This window comes from Alteraurantiacibacter aestuarii (genome assembly GCF_039523595.1).
GTDB classification, from domain to species: Bacteria; Pseudomonadota; Alphaproteobacteria; order Sphingomonadales; family Sphingomonadaceae; genus Alteraurantiacibacter; species Alteraurantiacibacter aestuarii.
This window is the reverse complement of sequence record NZ_BAAAFP010000002.1, coordinates 1,426,445-1,448,862: the sequence shown is the minus strand read 5'-3', so window position 1 is coordinate 1,448,862 and position 22,418 is coordinate 1,426,445. Positions and strand designations below refer to the sequence as shown.

General features: G+C 61.8%; 20 protein-coding genes and 1 tRNA gene. 8 read left to right on the top strand and 13 right to left on the bottom strand.

Translation table 11 applies throughout. The features are described 5' to 3' along the window. Positions 1-18 precede the first annotated feature (18 nt). Complete coding sequence (locus tag ABDZ98_RS10580) at positions 19-2,199, top strand: ComEC/Rec2 family competence protein (RefSeq protein WP_343807446.1); 2,181 nt, start codon at positions 19-21, stop codon at positions 2,197-2,199. 30 nt (positions 2,200-2,229) lie between these two features. On the opposite strand, the gene lexA is transcribed toward ABDZ98_RS10580, so the two are convergent. The 10 genes from lexA to ABDZ98_RS10530 form a co-directional block, all read right to left on the bottom strand. Continuing rightward, complete coding sequence (gene lexA / locus ABDZ98_RS10575) at positions 2,230-2,913, bottom strand: transcriptional repressor LexA (protein ID WP_343807444.1); 684 nt, start codon at positions 2,911-2,913, stop codon at positions 2,230-2,232. 73 nt (positions 2,914-2,986) lie between these two features. Beyond that, positions 2,987-4,192, bottom strand: a complete 1,206-nt coding sequence (locus tag ABDZ98_RS10570) for a molybdopterin molybdotransferase MoeA (RefSeq protein WP_343807442.1) — start codon at positions 4,190-4,192, stop codon at positions 2,987-2,989. Then, complete coding sequence (moaC, locus tag ABDZ98_RS10565) at positions 4,189-4,674, bottom strand: cyclic pyranopterin monophosphate synthase MoaC (protein ID WP_343807440.1); 486 nt, start codon at positions 4,672-4,674, stop codon at positions 4,189-4,191. The genes ABDZ98_RS10570 and moaC overlap by 4 nt, the downstream gene beginning before the upstream one ends. Positions 4,675-4,739: 65 nt before the next feature. Next, a complete protein-coding gene (locus ABDZ98_RS10560) occupies positions 4,740-5,102 on the bottom strand; it encodes a DUF3597 domain-containing protein (RefSeq protein ID WP_343807437.1) in 363 nt (120 codons plus the stop codon). An 82-nt stretch (positions 5,103-5,184) separates the two neighbouring features. Next, positions 5,185-5,973, bottom strand: a complete 789-nt coding sequence (gene trpC, locus ABDZ98_RS10555) for an indole-3-glycerol phosphate synthase TrpC (RefSeq protein ID WP_343807434.1) — start codon at positions 5,971-5,973, stop codon at positions 5,185-5,187. Continuing rightward, positions 5,970-6,959, bottom strand: a complete 990-nt coding sequence (gene trpD, locus ABDZ98_RS10550) for an anthranilate phosphoribosyltransferase (RefSeq protein WP_343807431.1) — start codon at positions 6,957-6,959, stop codon at positions 5,970-5,972. Before trpD ends, trpC begins: the two co-directional genes overlap by 4 nt. Beyond that, positions 6,956-7,555, bottom strand: coding sequence for an anthranilate synthase component II (locus tag ABDZ98_RS10545; protein ID WP_343807428.1), 600 nt, complete (start codon positions 7,553-7,555; stop codon positions 6,956-6,958). Before ABDZ98_RS10545 ends, trpD begins: the two co-directional genes overlap by 4 nt. Before the next feature lie 10 nt (positions 7,556-7,565). Further along, entirely contained in the window at positions 7,566-8,378 is an 813-nt protein-coding gene (locus ABDZ98_RS10540) for a phosphodiester glycosidase family protein (RefSeq protein ID WP_343807425.1), read from the bottom strand. Beyond that, complete coding sequence (gene trpE, locus ABDZ98_RS10535; RefSeq protein WP_425543038.1) at positions 8,375-9,931, bottom strand: anthranilate synthase component I; 1,557 nt, start codon at positions 9,929-9,931, stop codon at positions 8,375-8,377. Before trpE ends, ABDZ98_RS10540 begins: the two co-directional genes overlap by 4 nt. Next, the gene (locus tag ABDZ98_RS10530) at positions 9,931-11,862 is read right to left on the bottom strand and encodes a peptidylprolyl isomerase (RefSeq protein WP_343807422.1); all 1,932 of its coding nucleotides are present in this window, start codon (positions 11,860-11,862) and stop codon (positions 9,931-9,933) included. Before ABDZ98_RS10530 ends, trpE begins: the two co-directional genes overlap by 1 nt. 226 nt (positions 11,863-12,088) lie before the next feature. Between ABDZ98_RS10530 and tpiA the strand changes: the two genes are divergently transcribed. From tpiA to pyrG, 3 genes are all read left to right on the top strand, one after another. Beyond that, a complete protein-coding gene (tpiA, locus tag ABDZ98_RS10525) occupies positions 12,089-12,850 on the top strand; it encodes a triose-phosphate isomerase (protein WP_343807419.1) in 762 nt (253 codons plus the stop codon). Positions 12,851-12,911: 61 nt separating this feature from the next. Further along, the gene (gene secG / locus ABDZ98_RS10520) at positions 12,912-13,292 is read left to right on the top strand and encodes a preprotein translocase subunit SecG (RefSeq protein WP_343807416.1); all 381 of its coding nucleotides are present in this window, start codon (positions 12,912-12,914) and stop codon (positions 13,290-13,292) included. Between the two features lie 161 nt (positions 13,293-13,453). After that, complete coding sequence (pyrG, locus tag ABDZ98_RS10515) at positions 13,454-15,094, top strand: CTP synthase (protein ID WP_343807413.1); 1,641 nt, start codon at positions 13,454-13,456, stop codon at positions 15,092-15,094. Between the two features lie 324 nt (positions 15,095-15,418). Here the strand turns inward: pyrG and ABDZ98_RS10510 are convergent, their stop codons facing one another. Then, a complete protein-coding gene (locus ABDZ98_RS10510) occupies positions 15,419-15,895 on the bottom strand; it encodes an Hsp20 family protein (protein WP_343807410.1) in 477 nt (158 codons plus the stop codon). Positions 15,896-16,065: 170 nt separating this feature from the next. Between ABDZ98_RS10510 and grxC the strand changes: the two genes are divergently transcribed. The 4 genes from grxC to ABDZ98_RS10490 all read left to right on the top strand — a co-directional run bounded on the left by grxC (position 16,066) and on the right by ABDZ98_RS10490 (position 17,782). Continuing rightward, a complete protein-coding gene (gene grxC, locus ABDZ98_RS10505; protein WP_343807407.1) occupies positions 16,066-16,329 on the top strand; it encodes a glutaredoxin 3 in 264 nt (87 codons plus the stop codon). Positions 16,330-16,367: 38 nt separating this feature from the next. After that, positions 16,368-17,174, top strand: a complete 807-nt coding sequence (locus ABDZ98_RS10500; RefSeq protein WP_425543037.1) for a carbon-nitrogen hydrolase family protein — start codon at positions 16,368-16,370, stop codon at positions 17,172-17,174. Further along, positions 17,171-17,659 carry a DUF1178 family protein gene (locus ABDZ98_RS10495; RefSeq protein WP_343807404.1) on the top strand — a complete coding sequence of 163 codons (489 nt, stop codon included), beginning with the start codon at positions 17,171-17,173 and terminating at the stop codon, positions 17,657-17,659. The genes ABDZ98_RS10500 and ABDZ98_RS10495 overlap by 4 nt, the downstream gene beginning before the upstream one ends. A gap of 46 nt (positions 17,660-17,705) precedes the next feature. Continuing rightward, positions 17,706-17,782: transfer RNA gene (locus ABDZ98_RS10490), tRNA-Arg, on the top strand. Positions 17,783-17,824: 42 nt separating this feature from the next. Here ABDZ98_RS10490 and ABDZ98_RS10485 read toward each other — a convergent pair. Next, the gene (locus tag ABDZ98_RS10485; protein WP_343807401.1) at positions 17,825-18,814 is read right to left on the bottom strand and encodes a zinc-dependent alcohol dehydrogenase family protein; all 990 of its coding nucleotides are present in this window, start codon (positions 18,812-18,814) and stop codon (positions 17,825-17,827) included. Positions 18,815-18,955: 141 nt separating this feature from the next. Next, a complete protein-coding gene (locus ABDZ98_RS10480; protein ID WP_343807397.1) occupies positions 18,956-22,381 on the bottom strand; it encodes a TonB-dependent receptor domain-containing protein in 3,426 nt (1,141 codons plus the stop codon). Positions 22,382-22,418: the final 37 nt, after the last annotated feature.

Here is a 22,418-nt window from a genome sequence, read left to right as displayed (position 1 = left end):
TTCCTGTCCAATTCGATCATGGCAACACGCCAACCGCCCTTGGTTCCGTTGGGGGAAGACGCTGGCGATGCTGCGTTGCAGCACTCGCATTGGCGAAAGCGTGCGTCTTTGTCCAGCATCGGCGATGCGTGTGAGCGTTTCCTTGATACCGCAGGCTTTGACCGGGCGCCGTGGCTGGCGGTGGCTTTCGCGGGCGGAATTGCCAGCTGGTTCGTCCTTGATGAAAGTTTTCAATGGGTGCTAGCCATCTCCGCTGCACTGTTTCTGGCATTGGGCGCGGTTGCGCTGTGGCGCGGGCGCGATGATCGCGGCCGGCTGCTAATCGCCTGCGTTTCGCTGGGGCTGATCTTTGCCGCAGGTGTGGGCGTGGTCTGGGCAAGATCGGAACTTGTGGGCGCGCAACCTCTGGACCGCCCGATCTCTGCCAGCTTCGATGCACGCATTCTGGAAAGGGTTGAGCAGCCCGCGCAGGATCGTGTCAGGCTGATCCTTGCCACGCGCCATCCCGAGACCTCCGCGGCCATCAAGATCAGGGTCAATCTGCCAACCGACGGTGACCGGGCGGAGCTGGGCGAAGGAGCGCTGGTGCGGCTGCGGGCGCGCTTGATGCCGCCGGCACCGCCGATGCTGCCGGGTGCCTATAACTTCGCACGCAGTGCCTGGTTTGATGGTTATGCCGCAACCGGCAGTGTTCAGGGCGAGGTGGAGTTGCTCGAACCCGGATCGAATGGAGGCCTGATCGCGCCGTTGCAGCGGCAGCTCTCCCGCCATGTCCGATCTCGCCTGGACGGTGCGCCGGGCGCCATTGCAGCGGCCTTTGCCAGCGGTGACCGGGGCGCAATCGGGGACGAGGATGCCGAGGCGATGCGCGATGCGGGCCTCACCCATTTGCTGGCGATCAGCGGATTGCATGTGAGTGCGGTCATCGCGGCGACCTATCTGCTGGCGATCAGGCTGCTGGCGCTGTGGCCGTGGCTGACCCTGCGCGTGCGCCTGCCGGTTACCGCTGCCGCGCTCGCCGCACTGGCCGGGATTGGCTATACCTTGCTGACCGGCGCGCAGGTTCCGACCGTGAGGAGCTGCGTGGCGGCAATGCTGGTTCTGGGGGCGCTGGCGATGGGGCGTGAGGCGCTGTCACTGCGCATGGTGGCTGTGGCCGCTGTAGTTGTGCTGCTGCTGTGGCCTGAATCGATCATCGGCCCCAGTTTCCAGATGAGCTTTGCCGCCGTGCTGGCGATTGTGGCGCTGCACGGCTGCGATCCGGTGCGAAAGTTCCTCGCCTCGCGGGAAGAAAGCTGGTTCGCCCATGCGGGCCGCCGGGTGGTGATGCTGCTGGTTACCGGCATGGTTATCGAGATTGCGCTGATGCCGATCGTGCTGTTCCATTTCCACCGCGCGGGCCTTTATGGCGCTTTGGCCAATGTGATCGCCATCCCGCTGGTTACCTTCATTTCCATGCCGCTGATTGCCATTTCGCTGGCGCTCGACAGTGCCGGGCTTGGCGCGCCTTTCTGGTGGCTGACGGGCAAATCGCTCGACCTGCTGCTTGGCATTGCGCATTTCACCGCTGGCCAGCCCGGCGCAGTGAAGCTGATGCCGCAGATGAGCACGGGCACCTTCGCGCTGTTCCTTTCAGGCGGCCTGTGGCTGGCGATGTGGAAGGGGCGTGCGCGCCTGTGGGGTCTGGTTCCCGCAGCGCTGGCATCCATGCTGATGCTCAGCACGCCGATCCCGGACCTGCTGATATCGGGCGATGGCAGGCATGTGGGCATTACCGGGGAGAACGACGGGCTGCTGGTCCTGCGTGATTCGCGCAGCGACTATGCGCGGGACAATCTGATGCAACTGTCCGGCGTAACGGCCGAGCCTACCGTGTTGACGCAGTGGCAGGGCGCGGATTGCAGCCGCGACTTCTGCGTCATCACCCTGGCCCGTGGTGGCCGCGACTGGCACGTCTTGATGAGCCGAAGCGGAGAGATCGTTTCTGAAAGGGCGCTGGCCGCCGCCTGCGAGAGAGCGGATATTGTTATTTCCGACCGCTGGCTTCCGCGCAGCTGTCAGCCGCGCTGGTTTATTGCCGACAGGAACAGCCTGGAGCAAAGCGGCGGACTGGCGGTAAATCTGGAAAAGGCGCAAGTCTCAAGCGTGGCCGAAAGCCAGGGCGATCACGGATGGTGGGGCGGGCGGACCGGAGACTAACACAGTCCGCCCGAGGGGTACCACGTGTGGTCAGTTGTAGCGACGCAGCAGTCCTGCAAGCTTGCCCTGAACTTGAACTTCGGAATCGTCATAAATCTGAGGATCATAGGCGCCATTGGCGGGATCGAGCCGGATCTTGCCGTTTTCATGGCGCAGATACTTCAGCGTCGCCTCTTCATTGCGGATCAGCGCGACAACGATTTCTCCATCGCGGGCCGTGCTCGTCTTGCGCACGAGTGCGTAGTCGCCATCGAAAATACCCGCTTCGATCATCGAATCGCCCGACACTTCGAGCGCGTAGTGATCGCCTGCGCCAAGCAGGGCCGCAGGAACCGGCAGGGACTGGAAGTCCTCCATCGCCTCTATCGGCGCACCGGCAGCGATGCGGCCGTGCAGCGGCACTTCGATCACGTCATTGGCGGGCGAGGGCATGGCGCGCGGCGGAGTGACGACACCGCCCACCGCATCATTCGCAGCCGCAGGCCGGGAGGCCGCCACATCATCGGGCTGCTTGAGAACTTCCAGCGCCCGGGCGCGATTGGCCAGACGGCGGATGAAACCGCGTTCTTCCAGCGCCGATATCAGCCGGTGCACGCCAGACTTGCTCTTCAGATCAAGCGCGTCCTTCATCTCTTCAAAAGAAGGCGAGATGCCGGTTTCTTCAAGCTTCCTCTGGATGAAGATCAGCAATTCGCGCTGCTTGGCGGTCAACATGAGGCTTGTCCCTTCAAACTTTGTTCCAATTCAGGAACGAATAAGGAACAAGTATGAAACAGATTGTCTCAAGTCAAGCGATACCGCCATTCTGGAGCAGATAAGCGCAAACGGCCTCACCATCGCTGGCGGCGGGTGCGCCAATATCGCGGCGGATCAGCGCATTGCTGGCGGCGAGCGCGTACAGGCCGCTGCTGTCCTGCTGCGAAAGCGGCGAGATAGCGCCGCCTGTAATGGCCGCGCGCACGAATTCCAGGCGCGATCCCACGGCGGGCACATCACCCGACAGCCTGAATTCCAGCAGTTGCGGCAGCGGATCGCGCGCACCCGCCAACCGCCGCAGCAGTGGCAGCAGGAACAGGAAGGCGGTGACATAGCTGGAGACCGGATTGCCGGGCAGTCCGAGGATAATCTGCCGGCCGCGGCGGGCCACCATCAGCGGCTTTCCCGGCTTCATCGCAATGCGCCAGAAATCCAGTGACGCGCCCCATTTTTCCAGCGCCGGGCGGATCAGGTCGTGATCGCCGACAGAGGCGCCCCCGCTGGTGACGATTACGTCGAAATCGCTCGCGTGGTCGAATGCCCGCAACAGGTCTTCCATCCGGTCACGCACCGGGCCGATCCGGTCCACACTGGATGCAAGAGGAGCAACCAGGGCCGCCAGCATCAACCCGTTGCTGGCGGGAATCTGGTGATTCGCGGTTTGCAGCGGGTCTGCCGCCAGTTCGTCACCGCTGTCGATGATGGTGACATGCGGCCGCCTGCCGAAGCTGCCGAGTGCATGCCCGCCTGACAGGCCGAGTGCGATTCGCGCCGGGTTCATCGCCACACCCTTTGGAACGAGCAGATCGCCCCGGCTGAAATCAAAACCGGCACGGCGGATATGGCGCGGCGTGGGGCCATCGCTGCCCGCAAGCCGGATTGCGCTTCCATCGCGCAGGGCATTTTCCTGCAACAGCACCGCGCAAGATCCCGACGGCATCAACGCCCCGGTGGAGATGCGAATGGCCTGCCCAGCCTGCAATTCGCCCACAAAAGGGTGCCCCGCCGCGCTCTCTCCCGCCAGCGTCCACGGCCCTGCAAGGTCATCGGCGCGCACCGCATAGCCATCCATTGCCGAAAGATCGGCGGATGGCTGCGTGCGCCGTGCAAGCAGGTCTTGTGCAAGAAAGCGCCCGTCCGCTGCGGGCAGGGGCAGTTCTTCTTCACCCAGCGCCTGCACACCGTCCAGCAACCGTGCCTGCGCTTGTTCCAGCGGAATGGGGGCGGGCAGGCTCATCCGGGCAGGTAATCGGGAGAATGCCAGTCCCCGCTCTTGCCGCCGGTCTTTTCCAGCAGGCGGACATGTTCGATGACCATGCCCTTTTCCAGCGCCTTGGCCATGTCGTAAATCGTCAGCAGAGCGATGGAGACTGCGGTCAGCGCTTCCATTTCCACGCCGGTCTTGCCGGTCAGCGTGGCCCTGGCGGCCACTGCAATTGCACCGTCTTCGAAGGTGAATTCCACCGTCACGCTTTCCAGCGCCAGCGGATGGCACATGGGGATCAGCTCTCCAGTTCGCTTGGCCGCCATGATCCCGGCAATGCGCGCGGTGGACAGCACATCGCCCTTGGGGCCGGAGCCATCGCGCACCGCGGCCAGCGTGGCGGCAGACATGCGAATACGGCCCGCAGCTGTGGCGCTGCGGGCCGTTTCGGGTTTGCCGCCGACATTGACCATGCGGGCGGCACCATTTTCATCGAGATGGGTCAGCTTGTTCATGCGCTGCCCATGCCAGATCGCGCCTGATTATGACAGGCCCCACAGGGGCCGTGCCATTGCTGCGATCAATCGCGCAGGCTGGCCGGAACGCGCCCGCCATTATCGGCCAGCTTGTTCATCACCTGGCGGTGCAGCAGGATGTTATCCTCTGCCGAACCGGCATAGTCGGTGTTGCCCATTTCCACGGCCAGTTCCTTGCGGGCGCCATAGCTGGAATCGAGGCCGAGCAGCTTCATCAGATCAACGATGGAAGTGCGCCAGTTGAGATCGGCGGCCCCTTCGCGGGCATCCAGATTGGCTTCCACATCAACGACTTCGATCGCTGCGGGACGGCTCTTGCCGAAGGGAGTGCTGGCTGTGGGAGCCGGAGCTTCCTGGGCCTCTGCCTTGCCGAAAATGGCATCCTTGATGGAACTGAAAATACCCATGACTTACTCCCGTGATTGTCTGGAGGCGATCATCGCCCTGTTGCCGGGCCCAAGTAAAGGGCAAATCTTGAACGCAGCGTTGCTAGGCCGCGATCAGCGCTCTGGTGGCGGCTTCCACATCCTTGCAGCGCATCAGGCTCTCACCCACCAGGAAACAGCGCACGCCCGATTTTGCCAGACGCAGGCAGTCGGCATGGCTGTTGATGCCGCTCTCACCGATCAGCAAGGTGCCGACGGGCGCCAGAGGGGCGAGCCTTTCGGTGGTGGCAAGATCGGTGGAGAAGGTCCGCAAATCGCGGTTGTTGACCCCGATCAGCCGCGATTTGAGCGCGGCTGCGCGTTCCATCTCGGCCTCGTCATGCACTTCGACCAGCACATCCATGCCGCGTTCCAGCGCTGCCGATTCGATCTCGTGCATCACCGCGTCTTCCAGCGCGGCGACGATGATCAGGATGGCATCGGCGCCAATCGCGCGTGATTCTGCCACCTGCCACGGGTCGACCATGAAATCCTTGCGCAGGACCGGCAGACTGCAGCTGGCGCGCGCTTCCACCAGATAATCCTCATGCCCCTGGAAATAGGGCGCATCGGTCAGCACGGAGAGGCAGGCCGCCCCACCGGCGGCATAGGCCATCGCATGGTCATGCGGGCGGAAATCGGCACGGATGAGGCCCTTGGACGGGCTGGCCTTCTTGATCTCCGCGATCAGGCCAAATCCATGCGCGGCCTTGGCTTCCAGCGCGGCGCGAAAGCCGCGCGGTGCGGTTTGCTGTGCGGCCATCCGATCAAGATCGGACACGGTGGCGAGCGTCTTGCGCTGTGCCACTTCGCAGCGCTTGGTGTCGCAGATTTCGATGAGCTTATTGGTCATTTCGTGGTCGCGATCCAGCAATCGAGCAGGGCGCTGGCCAGGCCCTTGTCGATTGCCTCTGCGGCTTCTTCCACGCCTTCGCTCCAGCCATTGACTTCGCCCGCCACGATCAGCGCGCCCGCTGCATTGAGCAGCACGGCATCGCGGTAGGCGGATCTCTCGCCGTCGAGCAGCCGGATGAGGGCAGCGGCGTTGTATGCCGGATCGCCGCCGCGAATGGCATCCAGCGAATGGCGCGGCAGGCCAGCATCTTCGGGCGTTACGCTGGTGCCCAGACCATCGATGCCGATGGTGGCAATACGGGTCGGCCCGGCGATGGAAATCTCGTCCAGTCCTTCCTCGCCCGAGACGATCAGCGCACGGGTGATGCCCAGCAGCTTCATCGCATCGCGGTATGTCTCCACCAGATCGGGCGAGGCGATGCCCACCAGCTGGCGGGTGATCCCGGCAGGATTGGCCAGCGGGCCGAGCAGGTTGAAGATCGTGCGCCGTCCCAGTTCACGGCGGATCGGGGCGATCCTGCCCAACGCCGGGTGATGCGCCTGCGCAAACAGGAAGGTGATGCCAAGATCGGGCAGGGTTTCTTCTGCCAGCGTTCCCGCCCTTTGCAGATCCAGCCCCAGAGCTTCCAGCGTATCGGCAGCGCCCGCCTTGGAACTGGCGGCGCGGTTGCCATGCTTGGCCACGGGCACGCCGCAAGCCGCCACGACCAGCGATGTGGCAGTGGAAATGTTCAGGCTGTGCTGACCATCGCCGCCGGTACCGCACACGTCCATAGCGTCGTCAGGGGCGGAAATACGTGTCATCCGATCCCGCATGGCGCGGGCCGCGCCGGCGATTTCCTGTGCAGTTTCCCCGCGATCTGCCAGCTGGACCAGCACGTCGCGGATTTCATCCTCCGCCATCTCTCCATCCAGCATCCGCGCGAACAGCGCCTCGGCTTCGCTCAGGGACAGGCTGTGTGACGGATTGGGTGAGAGGCTCATCGAACGGCCTTTGGCTCGATCCCGCAAATCCGGAGGAAATTGGCGAGCAGGGCATGGCCATGTTCTGTGGCGATGCTTTCCGGGTGGAATTGCACACCGTGAATGGGCAGGTCCTTGTGACGGAACCCCATGACTGCCGTGCCATCAAGCCCCGGCGTCTCGCTGGTGGCGTTGACCACCAGGCAATCGGGAATATTCTCCACGATCAGCGAGTGATAGCGGGTTGCGGTATAGGGGGAGGGCAGGCCTTCGAACACGCCGGTGCCGTCATGATCGACCGGCGATGTCTTGCCGTGCATCAGCCCGCCGCGGGCAACGGTTCCGCCAAAGTGCTGGCCGATAGACTGATGGCCCAGGCACACGCCCAGCAGCGGCATTTTCGCCTCCGCACAGGCTGCCACCAGGGCAAGGCTGATGCCTGCCTCATTGGGGGTGCAGGGACCGGGCGAAATCAGCACGCCTTGTGCGCCCATGCCCATCGCTTCTTCCACGGTGATGGCGTCATTGCGTTTCACCACCACTTCAGCGCCCAGCTCCATCACGTAATGGACCAGGTTGAAGGTGAAGCTGTCGTAATTGTCTATTACCAGGATCATGGCGCGTCCCTTATCCGCCATTCTCACGCATTTCCACAATGATCAGCGGACCAAGCGGCGCGCGATTGTCCATGCGGCCACTTTCGGCATCCCATAATTGCGAGACACTGCCATCAAGGAACAGCGCGTTGGGCGTGCGCAGAACGTCCCGAAAGAAGCGGGCAAAGCGGCCGAAACTGACCGGCACTTCGGAAATCACGAAATGCGCGCGGCCCGATGGATCGACACCCACCCCGTTGCGGATCTTCTGCGAATCGCCATCGACATCGAAGCCTTGATGCAATTCCCCGGCCACCACCAGCATCGGGCCTGACTGCGTGCCGAATTGCGGGCGGGTCTCCACATTGTCGAAGAACCTTTGCGTATCCCAGACGTGCCAGTTGCCGGTGGCATCGCCAAAGAACACGCCATTGGGCAGCATGTGGAAATTGCCCGGACCCTCTGCCCGGTTGAGGCCGTGCAGGCGCTCCCCTTCCTCGACATAATAGCCAATGGGATCGCCGTTCTCATCGAACATGCCGCCATTCATGGCGAAGGCCACGGGCGGGGCATCGGCAGGGCGCCTGGCGGCATAGCTGGCGAAACTGCGATAGGCTTCGCCATCGGCATCGGCATGGACCATGTGGATGGCATGGACAGCCGGGTCTGCGGTGCACTGGGTGAACTGGGTATCCTCGAAGATCACCGGCTCACAAGGGTGGGCGGCTATCGCGGGCGCCTGTGTGTCCTGTACCGGTTCGTCAGGGGTAATTTCATGCGCTTCGCATGCGGCCAGGGCAAGGATCAGGCAGGCATGTATGGCGGTACGTGCGCCAAACCTCACTGGCCAAAACCCGGTTCACTGGCAACACGCGCCGCCTCGCGCGCGGCGGAGATCAGCGCGCCAGCCTTGTGGCGGCACTCCGCAGCTTCATATGCGGGTTCGCTATCCGCCACTATGCCCGCGCCCGCCTGCACGTGCATGACGCCATCCTTGACCACGGCGGTGCGTAGGACGATGCAGCTGTCAACCGACCCATCGGGTGCGAAATAGCCGACACCGCCCGCATAAGGCCCGCGCGTTTCCGGTTCCAGCTCGGCGATGATCTGGCAGGCCCGAACCTTGGGTGCGCCCGATACCGTGCCCGCCGGAAAGCCTGCGAACAGCGCATCGATGGCGTCGCAGTCATCGGCCAGCTGGCCCACCACATTGCTGACGATGTGCATCACATGGCTATACCGCTCGACAGTGAAGCTGGAGGTCACGGTGACGCTGTCTGCCCGGGCCACGCGGCCCACATCGTTGCGGCCAAGATCGAGCAGCATCAGATGTTCTGCACATTCCTTGGGATCGGCCAGCAGGCTGCGTTCATTCTCGCGGTCCTCGGCCGGGGTTGCGCCGCGCGGTCGCGTTCCGGCAATCGGGCGAATGGTCACTTCGCCATTGCGCACGCGCACCAGAATCTCCGGGCTTGAACCGACAACCGCAAAGCCGGGCAGGTCGAGGAAATAGAGAAAGGGCGATGGATTGATGCGCCGCAGCGCACGGTAAAGCGCGAACGGCGGCAGGGGGAAGGGGCAGGTGAAGCGCTGCGCCAGCACCACCTGGAAGATGTCGCCTGCGGTGATGTACTCCTTCGCCTTGAGGACGATCCGCTCATAATCGGCGGGGTCCATCACCGCCTCAAGGTCCATTTCCGGCAGGTCTGTTTCGCGCAAGGGAGGCGGGGTGACGCCGCCCAGCTTGCGCAATGTCTCGTCGATACGCTCACCCGCACGCTCAATCGCGCGGTCGGGATCGCCGCCATCGGCCCATAGCGGGGCAATGCAGAACAGATTGTCGGACAGATTGTCGAACACCAGCACCAGCGTTGGCCGGGCGAACAGCATGTCGGGCAGTTGCAGTTCGCTCTGCGGGGCGCGCGGCAGCTTCTCGACCAGGCCGATAGTCTCATAGCCGAAATAGCCGACCAGGCAGGCCAGCGCCGAGGGCAGTTCCTCCGGCACATCGATCCGGCAGGAATTTGCCAGCGCGCGCAGTTCCGAAAGACTGTCCCCCTCCAGCGGACGGAAGGCGTCATGGTCATGCTGCCAGCTGGCGTTGACTTCGCACGATGCGCCGGTGGCGCGGAACATCAGGTCCGGATCGAGACCGAGCAGGCTGTAGCGCCCGCGCACTTCGCCGCCCTCGACCGATTCGAGCAGAAAGTCACCGCGGCCCGGCTTGATCAGCTTGAGCGCGGCACCAACCGGCGTTTCGGTATCGGCAACCAGCTTGCGCCACACCAGCGCATGCTCACCAGCGGCCAGTCTGGCGCGTGCCTGGCTGGCGTTTTCAGGACCGCCAGTCACAAGGCCACCCAAAGGGATATCCAAGCCGGTCAGCTTCGCCGTCATCAATTGGTCTGGCCGGTCAGCTGGGCAGCCACGGCATCCACCGCCACCTGGTTGATTTCCACATCAACCGAGTTTTCGGCGGCATTGACGAACTGCAGCGAATATTCGTCCACCAGGAACGGCACCAGCTGGCTTTGGGTGGAGGCAACGATCGGATCGTCGTCCGCCACATCGGGGGCGGAAATATCCGTCAGTTGCACCACGAACCAGCCCAGCGTCTGCGGGCTTTCCAGCCTCTTCGCCGTGCCTTGCGCCATGGAGAAGAACAGCGCGATGGCCGGGGGCAGCCTGCCCGATTGTTCCACTTCGGCGCGGCTCAGCGTCAGGCTTTCGGGGGCGGGAAGGCTCACTTCCTCGGCCCGGATGGCAGCGGCGAGAGTTGCCCCGCCTTCCACCCGCGCCAGCACGCGCGTGGCGGCCTCACCGGCGGCCTTCATGCCTTCATCCACGCGCCATGCGCTCACCACCTGTTCGCGGATATCGGCCAGTGGCGCGGTTGCCGAACGGGTGATCTGGGCAACGTCATAGATCATGAACACCTGCCCCGGCACGGTTTCGGCCAGCTGCGGATCGGCTTCGGTCATTTCGAATGCCACGGGAATGATCCGCGCCAGTTCCTGCGGCGCGCTTTCCTGCGTACCATAGACCTGACCGGCGGCGGTGATGGGCGGGGTGGAGGTCAGTTCCAGACCCAGTTCCTGCGCCACTTCGGACAGGCTGCGGCCGTTGGAGAATTCCTCCTCGATCCGCGCCGTGGTTTCATTCAGCGCTTCGCGGCGCTGTTCATTGGCGAGCGTTGCAGAAATTTCCGCGCGCACCTGCGCGAGACTGCGTCCGGCCCGGCGATCAACCGAATCGACACGCAGAATGTACCAGCCAAGGCTGCCCTGAGCGGGCGCAGACAGGCTGCCGTTGCGGGCGGTGAAGCCGGCGGCGGCTACGGCGGCAGATGTGACGCCTGCGAAATCTTCACGCGTTGTGGCTGCGATCTGGCTGGTGCTCAGACCCTTTTCGCGGGCTGAAACTTCCAGCGCACGGCCACCATTCACTTCATTGACGATTGCCTGCGCCGCAGCCTGTGTGGGCGCGATCAGCTGGGTGAAGCGGCGCGTTTCCTGCTCTGCATAAAGCGCGTTGTCGGCCTCGTACCGCTCGGCAATCTGCGCGTCGGTGGGCTGGGGAAGATTATTCAGAGCCTCCTCGCCGAAACTGGCATAGCGGACCACGCGGCGTTCCGGGCGAATGTAATCGGTGCGGTTGGCGTTGTAGAAGGCCTGCAACTGCTCCGTGCTGGGGTCACCCTTGGGAGCATAAGCGCCGGCAAGAATGGCGCCCACGGCACCGGTTCGGGTTTCCAGGCGCAGCTGGGCATAACGCTTGGCCACGCTCAGCGGCATTTGCGGGGCAGCCATGATCGGCGTGACCAACTGCCGGGCAAACAGACCCATTGCCAGATCATCACGCACCGTATCTTCGTTCAGCCCTTGCTGGCGCAGGGCAGCGCGGAACGCGTTAATGTCGAAAGACCCGTCAATAGCGCGAAAATCGGTGGATTTGACGATTTCGCTGTCAACCAGTCGCGGTCCGGCGCGCAGCCCGTATTCCCGGCCCAGTTCGGCAATGGCGGAGCGGCTGATGATGTTGCCCAGTGCGTCTGCCAGCCCGCCACTGGCGACGAACCCTTCCATGGTCATGGTCGGATTTTCCTGCCGCATGCGTTGCAGGGCATTGTTCGCCAGCTCCGCCAGATCCGAGGTGTTGATCCGTTTGTCGCCCACCACCGCCACGCGGTCACCGCCTGTCACCCCGCCAAAGGTGGAGTTATTGGCCACGTCGGAGGAGGCAAAGGCCACCGCGATCAGCGCCAGGAAGGCCAGGGTCACGATAATCCCGACCTTGGATTTGAAGAAATTGCGGAAGAACTGGAGCATGGATGGATACGCTTTGCTAAAGATTTGGGCGAAAGCCGAACCGCAATGGCCCAGCTCTCCTGTGGCAGGCGCTTTATCGACCCTGCGGCGCACTCGCAACAGGCGAACGCGCTTTGCCCGCAATGTGGAAAACCAGCTTTGACAACCGAGCCGGGTCCGACTAGCGGGCTTGAACTTTCGCCTGCCGTGTCAGAGCGACTTTTCAGTGAATTACCAAGGTAAAAAGATGGCCGAGCGCCCCTACATTGTTGGCAATTGGAAGATGCATGGAACCCGCGCCATGTTGGCAGAGGCGCGTGCGATTGACCGTGCCGCGGAACGTTTGCTCAAGGTGGAGGTGGCGCTGGCGCCGCCTTACACGCTGATTCATGCCACCCGCAAGGAAGCTGAGCTGATCGGCATTGGCGCCCAGGATTGCCATCCTGCCGATGGCGGCGCGCACACGGGCGATATTTCCGCCGCCATGCTCAAGGATGCCGGTGCCGGTTTCACCATTGTTGGCCACAGCGAACGCCGCGCCGATCACGCCGAGAAGGACGCCGATGTGCGCTCCAAGGCCGATGCGGTGCTGGCTGCGGGCATGAACGTGATCGTGTGCGTGGGGGAAACCGAAGCGCAGCGTGACGCGGGCAAGGCAGAATCGGTCGTTGCCAAGCAGCTCAAGGGCTCCTTGCCGCAAGGTGATGACGTGGCCGGGCGCGTTACCGTGGCCTATGAGCCGGTCTGGGCCATCGGCACGGGCCGTACGCCAACGGTTGACGATATCGGCGCCATGCACCGCTCCATCCGCAAGGTGCTGATGGGTTTTTACGGCGAGGAAGATGGCGCGAATGTGCGCATTCTTTATGGCGGTTCGGTCAAGCCGGACAATGCCGCAGAACTGCTCGCCGCCGATGAAGTGGGCGGCGCGCTGGTCGGCGGGGCCAGCCTTGCCGCGGAAAGTTTCCTCGGCATCATCATCGCTGCGGCAGAAGGCCAGGACAGCTGAGGCTTGCCGTAGGCATGGCTGATCACTAGATCAGCCGCCTGCAAGATATTTGGACATTGCCATGAACCTTTTTCTTTTCCTGACCGTGGTCCAGGCCATTGTTGCCTTCTCCCTCATCTGCGTCATCCTGATGCAGCGTTCGGAGGGCGGCGGCCTTGGCATGGGCGGTGGCGGAAGCCCCGGCGGGCTGATGTCCGCGCGCGGTGCTGCCGATTTCCTTACCCGCACCACAAAGTGGCTGGCGGTAATGTTCGTGGTGCTGTCCATCGCGCTGGCTGCGGTGGCCATCAATGCCACCACCGGGCGCGAGATTGACGATACGCTTGACCGTACCGTTTCCTCCCCGGCCGAGGCTGGCGATCCGCTGGCACCTGCCGATGGCGCTGCTCCGGCAGAAGCCGCACCCGCTGAAGTTGATCCGCTGGCTGACGTTGCCCAGTAAAACCGGCTGAGCGATGTCGGCCGAGCAATTTGGCTGAACAAGACCAGTTGAGCAAATTCGGCTGAAATGTGCCCTTATCGGCGCATGACAGTGGATCACTTTGAAAATTAGCACATCGTGGCTTGCCACGAATCCGAAATGGTCCCTACAGCCCAACTCCCATGGCGCGGTACATATTCATAACCGGCGGCGTGGTCTCATCGCTTGGCAAGGGACTTATGGCAGCGAGCCTCGCTGCCCTCTTGCAGGCGCGTGGCTACAAGGTCCGCATTCGTAAGTTCGATCCCTATCTCAATGTAGATCCGGGAACGATGAGCCCTTATCAGCACGGTGAGGTCTACGTCACCGATGACGGGGCCGAAACCGACCTGGATCTGGGGCATTATGAGCGCTTTACCGGCGTCTCTGCCCGCCAGAGCGACAACATTACCTCGGGCCGGGTCTACCGCGACATCATCGCCAAGGAACGGCGCGGGGACTATCTGGGCGCCACTGTCCAGGTGATCCCGCACGTCACGGACGCGATCAAGGAATTCGCGCTGGGTGACGAGGAGGACCACGATTTCATCCTGTGCGAGATCGGCGGCACCGTTGGCGACATCGAAAGCCTGCCGTTCATCGAGGCCATTCGCCAGCTGCGCAATGAGCTGGGGCCTGATCGCACCGCCGTGGTGCACGTTACGCTGGTCCCCTATATTTCTGCTGCGGGCGAGCTGAAGACCAAGCCCACCCAGCATTCAGTCCGCGAACTGACCAGTCTGGGCGTGCAGCCCGACATGCTGCTGTGTCGCTGCGAACATCCCTTGCCGGAAACGGAACGCGCCAAGATCGCGCTGTTCTGCAACGTGCGCAAGGAAGCCGTCATCCCGGCGCTGGATGCCTCCAGCATCTATGCCGTGCCGCTGCAATACCACGCAGAGGGCCTCGATGCGGAGGTGTTGCGCCACTTCCACATGCTGGAAACGTCGATCGCGCCCGATCTGGCGGTGTGGGACGATATCCTCGATCGCTATGAAAATCCCGAAGGCGAAGTGACCATCGGCGTGGTGGGCAAATATGTCGGCCTGCCCGATGCCTACAAGTCGCTGAACGAGGCGCTGGTGCATGGCGGCATGGCCAATCGCACCAAGGTCAATATCCGCTGGATCGATGCGGAGATATTCGAGCTTCCGGACAATGATATCGCCGCCCAGCTGGAGCCGCTGCATGCCATTCTGGTGCCAGGCGGCTTTGGTGAGCGTGGTTCGGAAGGCAAGATCGCCAGTGTGCGCTTTGCCCGCGAACGCAACGTGCCCTTCTTCGGCATTTGCCTGGGCATGCAGATGGCCTGCATCGAAGCTGCGCGCAATACCGCAGGCATTGCAGATGCATCATCCACGGAATTTGGCGAAACGACAGAGCCGGTGGTGGGTATCATCACCGAATGGATGAGCAAGGAAGGCCTGCAGAAGCGTTCGGTGAATACCGACCTTGGCGGCACCATGCGGCTTGGCGCTTATGAAGCCGTGCTGGCTCCCGGCAGCCAGGTTTCGAAGATTTATGGCGGGGCTACCAGCATTTCGGAGCGGCACCGTCATCGCTACGAAGTCAACTCTGCCTATCGCGAGCCGCTGGAGAAGGGCGGACTGGTGTTTTCGGGCATGTCGCCAGATGGCCTGCTGCCCGAAATCGTCGAGCGGCCAGACCATCCCTGGTTCGTTGGCGTGCAGTTCCACCCTGAGCTCAAGAGCAAGCCGTTCGATCCGCATCCGCTGTTCGCCGGCTTCATCGAAGCTGCTCTGAAACAGTCGCGGCTCGTGTGAATTGGATGCATTGCAGCAATTCGTAGGAAATTTCCCTTGCTAACCGGGCGGTGCAAGGCTTAACTCCTAAACAATGAAACTATCTCGTGCATAGGGGAAGTGCGCGAATAGGATCTCAATACCGGTTCGGACCGGCCGAGCATGCTGCTTCAGGGACGTTTCAAGCATGCCGCCGGCTTGGTCTTGCCATTCGCTCAGGCTCTCTAATGCGACCCGGAGAGCAAGGGCGAAGCGGCAAGTCGGCGCCTGGCGCCGAGGGGGCGGAGCCCTTGATCAGGCCCGCCCCCAAATTATGTCCGCTAAATGACCGGTTCTTGACCGAAATCAGGCAGCGTCGGCCTGATCGTCGCTCTTGTCCTTGACGACCTCCAGCCGTGAGGAAGAACCGCCGATGGCGATCTTCTTGGGCTTCATCGCTTCGGGTACTTCGCGCACCAGATCGATCACCAGCAGGCCATCGGCCAGCGCGGCATTTTCAACCCGCACATGGTCGGCCAGTTCAAAGCGGCGTTCAAATCCGCGATTGGCGATGCCGACGTGCAGCATGTCGCCGGCGGTCAGTTCGTCGCGCTTCTTGCCCTGAACCACCAGCATGTTCTGCTGCGCGGTGATATCAAGGTCCTCAGCACGGAATCCGGCCAGCGCCAGCGTGATGCGATATTCATCGTCACCGCGGCGTTCAATGTTGAAGGGGGGGTAGTTATCTCCACCACTGTTGCGGGCCTGCCTTTCGAGCAGGTCGAACAGGTGATCAAAGCCAACGGTGGAACGGCGATAGGGGGTAAAATCAAGTCGGTTCATCTTCTTCAAATCCTCTTTTGAGCAATTTGTACCATGATGGAGCCCGCCGGGCGGCACTCCGCATTGCCAACACGCCTCGCGCGCTGACATGAATTGAGATAAGATCGCCGTGCGTGTAGTCAAGAGGACCACGTCTCCCCCTCAAGCGACTTGAATTGAAGGAAATATTCTTGCCTACCGTCAAAGTTGAAATCTATACCAAGACGTTCTGCGGTTATTGCCACCGCGCCAAGCGGCTGCTCGATGCCAAGGGCGTGGCCTACACTGAATATGACATCACCATGGGTGGCGAGGACAGCAAGCGCATGGTTGAACGCAACCCGGTTGCCCGCACTGTGCCGCAGATATTCATCGATGATAAGCCGGTTGGCGGGTCGGACGATCTTGCCGCGCTGGAGCGGGAAGGGCGGCTTGACGCGATGCTGGGCCTTTGACCCAGGTGGCCACACCCATGCGGATTGCCGTTCTTCAGATGACCAGCGGCATCGATCCTGCTGAAAATGCCGATGTAATCGTCGACGCTGTGCGACAGGCCGCGGCGGGCGGGGCGCAAATGCTGTTCACCCCGGAAATGTGCGGCCTGATCGATCGTGATCGCAAGCGCGCGGCGGCCAGCATTGTCCCTCCGGCCGAAAATCCGGTGCTGCAGGCCGTGCGCAATGCGGCGGCGCAGAATGGCATGGAGGTCGCGCTGGGATCGCTGGCGGTGGAACGGGAGGACGGCCGCTGGGCGAACCGGGCATTCGTGATCGACCGCCTAGGCGATATCGCCGCGACATATGACAAGATGCACATGTTCGACGTGGAGCTGTCCACCGGTGAAAGCTGGCGCGAAAGCGCGGCCTATGCTGCCGGCGATGAGGTGGTGAGCGTGGACCTGCCGCCTTTGGGCAGGCTGGGGCTGACGATCTGCTATGACATCAGGTTTCCCGCATTATTCGAACAACTTGGCCGCCGGGCCTGCGATGTCATCGCCATCCCCGCGGCCTTCACCAGGCCCACTGGCGCGGCACACTGGCACATCCTCCAGCGCGCCCGCGCGATAGAGGCCAGCGCCTTTGTGGTGGCCGCCGCGCAAGTGGGCGTGCACCAGGACGGGCGCGAGACCTATGGCCATTCTCTGGTGATCGATCCGTGGGGCGAAGTGCTGCTGGACATGGGCGGGGAGGAGGCCGGACTTGGCTTTGCCGACATCGATCATGACCGGATCGCGCAGGTGCGCCGCCAGCTGCCCAGCCTTGCCAATCGCCGCGATATCCCTAAATCGACCGCACAATGATCGTTTTTGACCTCAGCTGTGACAACGGACATGCCTTTGAAGGCTGGTTCGGTTCTTCGGACGATTTCGCTTCGCAGAAGGCATCGGGCCTGCTGTGCTGCCCTCAATGCGGGTCGGCGCAGGTGATGAAGGCCCCGATGGCGCCTGCGGTGGGGCAAAAGGGAAACCAGAAGGTCTCTGCCCCCCGCCGAGACACGCGCCCGGAACAGCTGCCTGAAGGCCAGATCATGGCCAATGGCCAGATGCCTCCGGAAGTCCAGAAAGCTCTCAAGAAACTTGCCGAAGCGCAGGCAAAGGCACTGGCGAAGAGCAAATGGGTCGGCCCCAGTTTTGCCGAAGATGCCCGCGCCATGCATTATGGCGAACGCGATGTGGAGCCGATCCACGGTGAAACCAGCGTTGAAGAGGCGCAGCAGCTGCTGGAGGAGGGGATCGATGTCGCTCCGCTGCCATTCCCGGTTGCACCGCCCGAAGATATGAACTGATCGCGCATTGCGCGGCCCAAACTCCCCGACTAAAGGCAATTCCGGCGCGCCCGTAGCTCAGCAGGATAGAGCATCGGATTCCTAATCCGGGGGCCACAGGTTCGAATCCTGTCGGGCGCACCATTTTTCTTGCCCTACCACCCTCAGCCTCACTGCCACAGCCGATCAGAAGCGCACGACCACCTTGCCAATCTGCTGGTTCGATTCGAGGAATGCATTCGCTTCCGGCAAGGATTCCAGTCCGTTAAACGTCTTTGCGATGACGGGTTCGAGCTTGCCCTGCGCCAGGCCGGCGATGATTTTCTCTTTCGCGGCATTGAAGCGGTGCGGGTGATTCCAGATCTCGCTGGCGACCCAGCCACGGATGGAAAGGCCTTTCATCGCGCATTGCCAGTGCGGGTAGGGCGTGGGCTTGCCACTCAGCCCGCCATATATGAACACGATCCCGCGCGGGGCCAGCGCAGCTGCAAGCTGTTCCACATAAGGCCCGCCAACCGGATCAAACGCGCATCGTGCTCCTTTACCGCCAGTAATCTCCATCACGCGGGCAGCGAGATCCTCCTCCTCGGTAGCGATCACATGGGCCGCGCCCAGATCGCGCAGGGCAGAGGCTTTCTTGCTGGTCCTTGTGGCCGCAATGGGGATGGCGCCTGCCCAGTTGGCGAGCTGGATGGCGGCGATGCCCACGCTGGATGATGCCGCAGGAATTATGACGCCATCATTGGGGCCAATCTGGGCGACCTCATAGATGGCATAGGCAGTCATGTACTGCATCCAGATTGCCGCAGCTGCGGTCACATCCATGCCCGCCGGTGCAGGCAAAAGGATCCGCGCCGGTACGATCGCCTCATCTGCCCAGATTCCGTATTCGCCCTGCTGGATCATCGGCAACACGCACACGCGCTCGCCCACGGCGTAATTTGTCACCCCGTCGCCGAGCGCCAGGATCGTGCCCACGCCTTCGTAGCCGATCAGGCTCGGCAATTTGGGCTTGGTGGGATAATTGCCTGCGCGGTACATCGCCTCCGCGCGGTTGAGGCCGACAGCTTCCATCAGCAGGCGGACTTCACCGGGGCCGGGATCGCCAACCTGGCGGTTTTCAAGGATCAGTTTTTCAGGCCCGCCGGTTTCGTGGAAACGTATCAACTTGGTCACAGTATTTCTCCTCACCCGCTTATGCCTCAACTGATGGCGCGGCGAGGGCCGTGTGTCCAGCGGCCGGATGACCGATAACGCGCAAAAGAAAAGGGCCCCTCCCGAAGGAGAGGCCCCGATCTTGTTGGCTTGTCGCCTGGATTAGAACTGAACGTTCGCACCCAAGAAGAAGCGACGGCCCTGCGTGTCATAGAACAGCGAGTTGTAAGAACCGCCGGTCTGTTGACCCTGGGTAACGTCAGCCGTCGGGTTCACACCCGTGAGCGGCGGACGCTTGTTGAAGAGGTTTTCAACACCCAAGCGCAGGTTGATAGCATCACTCAGCGCATACGAACCGCTCAGAGCGAACAGGTTGTATGACGGTGCGCCGAGCTGCGGCGTGTTCTGCTGTGCCTGTGCGGTATCTTCAACGGACGGCAGATGCTGCCACTGAAGGTTCACACTGGCTGCGCCCAGACGGTAGCCCAGGGTACCCAGGATACGATATTCGTATGCGCCGGGGTTCAGGCCAGCCGAGCTGGTGCCGAAGGTGCCAACATAGTCCACCAGCGGGCTGCTGGACAGTTCGGCGACCTTGTAGTGCATGTAGTAGTTGGCAACGATATTGGTGTTGACCGTACCCGGACCAACATCAAACGCCCAGTCGATCTGAGCATCGATACCAGCAATGTCTACGACACCGTCATTGGTGAACGACATGCGAATGTTGCCCAGAGCCGGAGCAGCAAAGCCCGAGTCATAGACGAGACGCTGGTTTTCACCGGCACAAAGGTCATTGGTAGCTGCAGCAAGAGCCTGCGAAGGATTGCTGGCAGCACCGGTAACCAGTGAGTTGTAGAACGGATCAAGGCACTGCTGAATGGTTGCACCCGGCGAGAAGCCGATGGCATTCTTCAGCTTGATGTTGAACCAGTCAACCGACATGCGCAGACGCGAGAACGCTTCTGACGTGAAGGGCGACTGGATCACAACGCCCAGCGTGTAGGTGTCTGCGATTTCAGGCGTCAGGTTCGGGTTGCCGTACAGCGTCGGGAAGGCAAAGCCTACACCGGGCTGCGGCTGCTGAGCGACGGGACGGGCATAATATGCATCGCCCTGACCGGTACCAGCAGTCGTTTCCATGATGGCACGACAAACGGCCTTCACGTCAGCAGCAGTACTTGCACCAGCAGCAGCCGGATTTGCCGAGATGAAGAAGTTCGACGCTTCGGAGCAGATATCACCCAGTGCGTTGATGGCGAAGGTCTGCTGCGGAGCGAGGTACAGCTCAGCAATGTTCGGAGCACGTTCAGCACGGTTGTAACCACCGCGGAAACGCAGCCAGTCGGTCACAGCCCAATCACCCAGGATCTTGTAGGTGTAGGATGTGCCGGTGGTGCTGTAATCCGACATACGACCGCCGATTTCCAGGTTGAATTCCTGAATGCCCGGGATGTCCGCGAGGACCGGGATCAGAAGCTCACCATAGAGCTCGTGCACGTCGTAGTAGCCGAACGAGTCAGCGCTCGGGTAGATACCGATTGCCTGGTCGAGGAACGAGCTACCCTGCGTCGTCAGCGTATCGTTGATGAACTCGAAGTCCTGCTCACGATAGCTGCCACCAAGTGCGAAACGCAGCTGGCCGGCAGGAAGTTCGAACAGACCGCCCTGAATATTGGCTTCCACAATCGTCTGACGGATGGTGGACCGGTTCTTCAGGTCAGCATTGATCGCCTGCTTACAGTCGTCGGAAATTTCTTCCCAGGTAAGCTGGAAGACATTGAAGCCCGACGTACAGGTGCCGAAGTTCGCGCCGAAATCGACACGAGCCGAAGCATCGTTACTGGCAGCATCGAAGCCCTGGCCAAAGCCAGGAGCCGAAAGCAGCGTACGAGCGCGTGCCAGCGAGAAAATACCCGTCTGACGTGCGTAAGTGCTGGATTCGCCGTGGTTCACGAAGAATTCCCAGGTCCAGTCCGTTCCAGGAACGTAACCTTCCAGGCCAGCAAGCAGCTGGTAGGTGGTAACATCCGTGAAGGTCGAACGGTTCTCAGGAACACCGTAACGGACGTCAACGCGGCCATTCGGGTTTGCACGATTGTTCAGCAGGTCCTGCAGCTGCTGCGGCAGGAACTGGCCAAACAGCTGGTTGTTGGTACAACCGCCAGTGGCATTGAGTGCGCAGCTGAACTGATCACCGTAGAGAGCCCGGAAAGCCGGGTTCGTCGGGTTGTCGGTCAGAACGCCGGGCGTGTTATCTACATAACCACCCATGCCATTGAGAGTAACCGAACTCGGGTTGCCGTAGCCGCCCTGGGTCGAACCGGGGATGGCGCTGCCGGTGTAAACGCCGGTGCCATAGGGAACGAAGATGTCCCAGCCGCCCGTGAAAGAGCCGCCCTGGTTGGTGGTTTCGGTTTCAACCTTGCTGAACAGGCCCTGTGCGAACACGCCGATCCAGTCATTGAGCTCGTAATTGCCGTTGAAGAAGCCGTTGTAACGGGTCAGCGGCAGAATCAGGTACGAGTTGGTATCAATGAAGGTCAGAGCGCCAGTGTCGGTGACCTTGGCGAAATCGTTCTGAACGATATTGCCATCCCACAGACCCTGTCCACCCTGCTGGTTACGACCGATCGTGAACAGGCCGCCATCCGGGTTGGTGTAGACGTTGAAGAACGTCGGACCAGGCAGGAAGCTGAAACCACTGATGGTGTTGTCAAAGGGCTGACCGTTGGAGTCAAAACTACTCGTCGTGCCCGGGAAAGCCACATTGTAGAAGTAGTTGCTGTTCACCGGGTTGCCGATTTCCATCGCTACACCCGGATAAAGCGGGAAGAAGCGACCACCACCCGTAGACGGGTTAGCCCACAGATCCTGATAGAAGGAATTGTTGCGCTGGTAGTTCGCTTCACGCGTGTTGACCGACATGGCGATAGACACGTTGCCGCGGCCATCGTCAAAGTCAGTGCCCATGATGCCGGACAGCTGGTATTCAAAGCCATCGCCATTCTGGGTGATACCGGCACGGCCATCGAGTTCGAGGCCTTCGACGTTATCCTTCAGGATGAAGTTGGTCACACCGGCGATAGCGTCGGCACCGTAGGTAGCCGAAGCACCACCAGTGATAACTTCGACGCGCGCAATAGCGGCCGAAGGAATGGTGCTGATGTCGACAACGCCCGTTGCGTTACCAGGAGTTGCGCGACGACCGTCGAGCAGCACCAGGTTACGGTTGGCGCCGATACCGCGAAGCGAGATCGTTGCACCACCGGGGGTGTTGGTTGCGGTCGGCTGAATGTCGCCACCCTGCGTCGGCGTCTTGGCCGGCACGAACTGGGGAAGCTTGTTCAGGTTTTGCTCGAGAGCGGCAGTCGAAGACTGCTCGAGCAGACCTTCGTCAATCGTCACGACCGGGCTGTTGGATTCGAAATCCGCACGCTGAATGCGCGAACCGGTAACAACGATCCGGTTGTCGTTAGATTCGTCTCCCGAATCTTGTGCCATGGCGGGTGACGCCACCGCAATCGTGCTGGCCCCACCGGCCAGCAGCAGGGCCTTAAAGACCCCCTTGTTGGTAAAACTCCTCACTTGGTGCTCCCTTCACAGTGAACGCGGACAGCGTACA